This window comes from Marinibactrum halimedae, assembly GCF_021234875.1.
GTDB classification, from domain to species: domain Bacteria; phylum Pseudomonadota; class Gammaproteobacteria; order Pseudomonadales; family Cellvibrionaceae; genus Marinibactrum; species Marinibactrum halimedae.
Map to the genome: position 1 here is coordinate 1 of NZ_JAJQVM010000076.1, position 2,850 is coordinate 2,850.

Sequence of the window (2,850 nt, forward strand, 5' to 3'; positions counted from 1 at the left end):
TTGAGGGTGAACGGGGGTTAATGAATGGGATGGATAGAGTAAGGAGCAAATCGAGGCGTTGGTGTTGAATTCAAAAGTGAATAAAACGTTGTTGTGTATCGTGATTTTTTATTCACTATTCTGATTTGTAAATACAGGCTTATTAAACTTTTACTTCGAAGTTTTCTTTTTTAGTCCCTAGCTTTCTGATTAGATTCGTCAAACTCCACTATGACTTAGATGTCTTGAGAGTTGTCTTGGTGGTTATGGATTGAAAAGGTGTGGGCCTTATTGAGTTGGTTGCATTTTGATCAGCGGATATTGCGACGAGAGCAGGGGTGGGCGTGATTTTGCCTAGGGCATGAAATATGGCAGTTTCTTGAATGGACTTCGGTATTAGTAATCATAATGTTAAGAGCTATTTTTAGTTTGCTTTTTGATTGGTCGGAGTTGTCATGTCTAATTTTTTTAAATGCAAGTCTCAAATATTAACGGGAAATTATAATTGCGTTGATATCGCTGGAAAAATGTACCTTTGGACACCTAAAAATTTAGGAGGGTTGGGCCAACCCAAAAGGCTGATTATCAGTGCGCATGGCGGAAGAAGAACGAATTTTACTTTCAGAATAACGCAAAATACAACCCTTAATTTTTATTCTAATGATGGTAGAAGTGTAACTGACCCTGGTATTTGGAAGTTTTATCAACAGAAGCATAGGGCAACGCCTCAAGATACATATACCCAGGGGGACCGATGCTACAATTACATATTGAGTAAATATACAAATAGCAGAGGAAAGAAAAACCACAACAAGGGTAGTGAGAGCTATGACATTATTGAAAGCTTAATGAAGAAGGATTTTCAGAAAGACGCACAAGAGGTGAGTAATGCACTGGTTACAATGATGGGCTCAAAAAACACCCCAGAGGCGACGAAAGCTATTTTAATTAGAGACAACTTAAAGCGTTTACAAGATCTTAATGCTATGTCTGCAGCCTGTGTTTTAACGATAAGAAATAGACGCTCTCCCTTTATGGCGAGTGTAAATTTAAAGTGGGTACTTGATGAGCTGGAAAGTCGAGGGTATGACTTTAATCAGGTTGATTGTATTTTCTGTCGTAATTCTTTATGGAAAATACGGCCAAAAGGCCCTCAAGCGGTAGTCTATAGTTGATGTTAACACTTATGACCTTTTAAAAAGTGGTATTTTTCGGTGTTGGTTGTTGTGGCTAACTCTTTGCTATTGGGTGCAAGTATGGAGTTATCATCCGGAGTGCTCAGCCAGTCAAATTCGTAGTGCGTTATGAGTCGCGGCAATAGACGTAGATGTGTGTGGAAGGGATAATCGTACAGGACGATTGCACACTTTTATCCTTTCGAATTAAGCAAATTGTATAAATACTCGTCGTTCCAACTCGCTTTACGCCTTTTGTTTTTCATTGAAACCTTGGTCGATTTATCCCGCTTTAATAAATTTGTCGCTATATGCCGTAATCGAGATAAATTTTCAGCGCAACGATTATCTTTTACTTGACAATCATCTTCGTTAAATACCACATCTAAAACCCAATGTAATTGATTTTCAATACCCCAGTGACTGCGAACTATACTTAGTGCTTTTTCCGCTGAAGGTTGATTACTACAGGGCACCTCTAAAAATAGCCCAACTTTGATATAATCTCACTGTTCAAAAATTTCAAGAGTTTCCTTCTATGTCTCAGCCCGGCTTTTTTGATTTAGATGACAGGTATCGCAAGTTAGATGAAAAAGATCCATTAGTTCATCTCAACAAACTGATATTTTGGGAAGCCTTTCGTCCGACCTTAAAGGAAATACGAAAGTCAAACCGAAAAAGCAATGCGGGTCGTAAAGCCTATGACGAGCTACTGATGTTCAAAGTACTCGTACTTCAGCACTTATACTAAGGAGTACATAGCTTAGCAACATTAAGTGGCGTCTGCTATGTACTCCAAATTCTTATCTTTAAAAAAGCCAAGCAATATATTTTTCGATTTCTGTAGCTGACACATAAACTTTTTTACTTGTTCACAAAACTGATCTGGGCCTTTAATCGAAAACTTGCCAATCTTGTGATTCTTGAGCCAATTCCATACCCACTCGTCAGGATTTAGCTGTGGTGAATAGGGAGGAAGAATAAATAAGCGAAGCATTCCTTGTGTTTTGATCACAAACTCTTTTACTTTCTTTGATGTGTGCACACGATGGCCATCCAAGATAAGAAAAATGGGCTTTTCTGCATTTGTCATCAAACGTTTTAAAAACTCTATAAATTTATCGCTGTTCATGCTGCTGGTAAACGCCATAAACCTCTGGTGTCCTTTGGGATTGATAGCGGAAATCATATTGATACTGAATCTGGCCCCTGTTCTCTCAATGATCGGCGTTTCTCCAACGGGAGCCCAAGCTGTTCCACTATGATGATCTGAGCGAATACACGATTCATCACCAAAATAGATATCTGCCCCCACCTTTTTTGCTTCTTTTTGTATTTCTGGATAGGCAATTGTCTTCCATTCTTCTACACGGTCTGGGTTCTGCTGACAGGCTTTACGCAGTGGGCGCTGTGGTGACAGGCCTAGCTTTCGAAGCAAGCGCCCCACAGAAACATCACTTAATTTAACCTGAAATTCATCTTGGATGAGCTCACGAACCATCGCTCGGGTCCACAATGCGAACTCAAAATTTAATTGCGTTGGGTTTTTAGAGGTGATGATGTCATGTAGCTTTTGAAGTTGCTGGTCAGATAGCTTGGGTTCTCGACCTTTGGCTACGCTTTTTTTCAATGCCTCATAGCCCCCTTCACGATAAAGGGCCAACCATCGATAAATTTGGCTGCGATTAAAGCCGAG

4 protein-coding genes are annotated in these 2,850 nt (G+C 39.7%); 2 read left to right on the forward strand and 2 right to left on the reverse strand.

What is annotated here, in order from left to right:
• The first annotated feature begins 434 nt into the window (after positions 1 to 434).
• On the forward strand, positions 435 to 1,154 hold the full coding sequence (locus LU351_RS20150; RefSeq protein WP_232595883.1) for a putative adhesin: 720 nt from the start codon (positions 435 to 437) through the stop codon (positions 1,152 to 1,154).
• 194 nt (positions 1,155 to 1,348) lie between these two features.
• Here LU351_RS20150 and LU351_RS21105 read toward each other — a convergent pair whose 3' ends face one another.
• Positions 1,349 to 1,630: an ISAs1 family transposase gene (locus LU351_RS21105; protein ID WP_416053978.1), complete on the reverse strand. Its 282-nt coding sequence runs from the start codon at positions 1,628 to 1,630 to the stop codon at positions 1,349 to 1,351.
• Positions 1,631 to 1,692: 62 nt separating this feature from the next.
• Here LU351_RS21105 and LU351_RS20155 point away from each other — a divergent pair, with 62 nt between their 5' ends.
• A complete protein-coding gene (locus LU351_RS20155) occupies positions 1,693 to 1,905 on the forward strand; it encodes a hypothetical protein (RefSeq protein WP_416053979.1) in 213 nt (70 codons plus the stop codon).
• Positions 1,906 to 1,926: 21 nt separating this feature from the next.
• Here the strand turns inward: LU351_RS20155 and LU351_RS20160 are convergent.
• The coding region (locus tag LU351_RS20160) for an IS630 family transposase (protein WP_232595884.1) at positions 1,927 to 2,850 on the reverse strand (924 nt) is incomplete at its 5' end.